This is a genomic window from Gordonibacter pamelaeae 7-10-1-b (genome assembly GCF_000210055.1).
Classification (GTDB): Bacteria; Actinomycetota; Coriobacteriia; order Coriobacteriales; family Eggerthellaceae; genus Gordonibacter; species Gordonibacter pamelaeae.
In genome coordinates, this window is sequence record NC_021021.1 from 1,534,704 (window position 1) to 1,536,716 (window position 2,013).

The 2,013-nt window shown below is 65.8% G+C and carries 2 protein-coding genes and 1 pseudogene; 1 reads left to right on the forward strand and 2 read right to left on the reverse strand.

All coding sequences use genetic code 11. The features are described 5' to 3' along the window. Positions 1-299: 299 nt before the first annotated feature. Both GPA_RS07095 and GPA_RS07100 read right to left on the reverse strand, forming a co-directional pair. Positions 300-668, reverse strand: a complete 369-nt coding sequence (locus GPA_RS07095; RefSeq protein WP_015539439.1) for a phage holin family protein — start codon at positions 666-668, stop codon at positions 300-302. A gap of 138 nt (positions 669-806) precedes the next feature. After that, the gene (locus GPA_RS07100) at positions 807-1,583 is read right to left on the reverse strand and encodes a dimethylarginine dimethylaminohydrolase family protein (RefSeq protein ID WP_015539440.1); all 777 of its coding nucleotides are present in this window, start codon (positions 1,581-1,583) and stop codon (positions 807-809) included. A gap of 216 nt (positions 1,584-1,799) precedes the next feature. On the opposite strand from GPA_RS07100, the pseudogene GPA_RS19015 reads away from it, so the two are divergent. Then, positions 1,800-2,013: pseudogene (locus GPA_RS19015) on the forward strand (23S rRNA (uracil(1939)-C(5))-methyltransferase RlmD); the annotation flags it as partial.

Genomic DNA, 2,013 nt, shown 5'->3' on the forward strand with positions numbered 1-2,013 from the left:
CGCGCCCCGCTTGCCGGCGCGCCCGGCCCTCGCGCGCCACGAGGCATCGTTGGGAGAGGGTGCGCAAGCGCACCCGGAGACGCCCGATACGGCGTCGTTCAGCTGTTCCATAACACGGATTCCTCACCAGTAGGCGGGTTGCATGCGGCGCCCCGCCCCGCTTGTCCCGCTCGTTTTTCCGTGCTTATTGTACGGCTGCGCAAAAATATATGCGCGGCAGGCGCCCAGAATCCACGTAAAACGAAAGCGGCACCGCCGAAACCCGGCGATGCCGCACGCGATCCGATGGCGTCCCTTCGCTAGTCCTTGCCAACCAACGCGTTCACCAGGGCCGATACGATGCTGATAACGATGGAGGCCACGAACGCGCTGCCGAACGAGTCGATAACGAGCCCCACCTGGAAGATCCCGTTCGCCAGCCATGCGGCGATGTAGAGCATGAGCGTGTTCACCACGAGGTAGAAGATGCCGAGCGTGATCACGCTGATGGGCAAGCTCAGCACCTGCATGATGGGCTTGATGCTGATGTTGACGAGCGACAGGATCAGGCCGAAGATGGCGATGCCCACCCAAGCGTCCGTGCCGCCGAGGAGCTCCATGCCCGGAACGAGCCACACGGCCACGCCCACGGCGACGGCGGTGACGAGCCAGCGGATGATGAAGTTCATGGCGGGTCCTCTTTCTTGATGGTTGCATACGGATTGCACTATAGGCGCGAAAAACGAAGCCGCGCGAAACGGTGGGGAAACCGTTACGCGCGGCTTTTTGGAAACGTCCTCGGCCGCCACCCTGGATTCCCTGCTGGGTTAAAAGCGCAAGGAAAGGCAGCTCAAGCCGCCGTCGAGCTTGCGGTACTCGGACGTGTCCACGGTGATGGTCTCGTAGCCGGCATCCTGCACGGCCGCCAGGACGGCGGGGTAGCCCTCGGGCACGATGACGGTGCCGTTCACCCAGATGCAGTTGGCGGCGTAGGCCTCGTCCTCGGGGATCTCGATGCGGTGGTACTGCTCGAAGTCGGGCTTGGTCACGAATTCGCCGGACACCAGCATGTTGCCGTCCTCCAGGTAGTTCACGCCGGTCTTCAGATGCAGCACGTGCTCCAGCGGCACCTCGGAGCCCTCGAGGCCCCAGCCCTCCAGGATCTCGAAGAACTGGCGGATGCCCTCCTCGTTCGTGCGCGCGGAGCGCCCCACGTAGAAGTGGTCGCCCGCCATCATCACGTCGCCGCCGTCGAGCGTGCCGGGGCTCACGATGTGCTTCACGCGGCTATCGTCGAAGAACTGGCGCACGGCGGGCTCGATCTCGTCCTTCTCGCCGTTGCGGCTGGCCGCGCCGGGGTTGGTGATGATGGCGCCGCAGCGCGTGACGACGGCCGGGTCCTCCACGAAGCAGGAGTCGGGGAACTGCTCGAGCGCAGGCAGCACCGTCACCTCCACGCCGCAGTCCTTGAGGGCCGCGATGTAGTCGTCGTGCTGCTTGCATGCCAGCTCGTAGTCCGGCTTGCCCAGCTCGGGTGCCGACGTGATGCCCTCCACCATGCTCTTGGCGGGGCGGCGGACGATAACGTTGGTGAACTTGGTCATGTGTGCTCCTTCAGTTGCGCGGTACGGGTACGCGTTTCGATGCGTATACTATAGTGTAGCCTTCCGCGATGACGATAGACGGGTTCGAAAATGACGAAACGGTTGCAAGACGCGCACGCCCCCCACGGTTCCGGCCGCCCTCGGGACGGCTCCGCGAGCGCCGGCGCAGGGACGCCCGCCTGCCCCCATGCCCGGGCGTGCGGCGCCTGCCAGCACGTGGACGAGCCCTATGCGGCCCAGCTCGCGCGCAAGGACGCGCGCGTGGCCGAGCTGTTCGGCGGGTTCGAAGGCGCCGAGCTGCGGCCTATCTTGGGCATGGACGACCCGTTCCGCTACCGCAACAAGGTGGTCTCCCCGTATGCGCCGGGCAAGAAGCTGCCAGGTGCGCCGGGCGGCAGGGCCGAGAAGGGCAAGGGCTCGCGCGGCGACC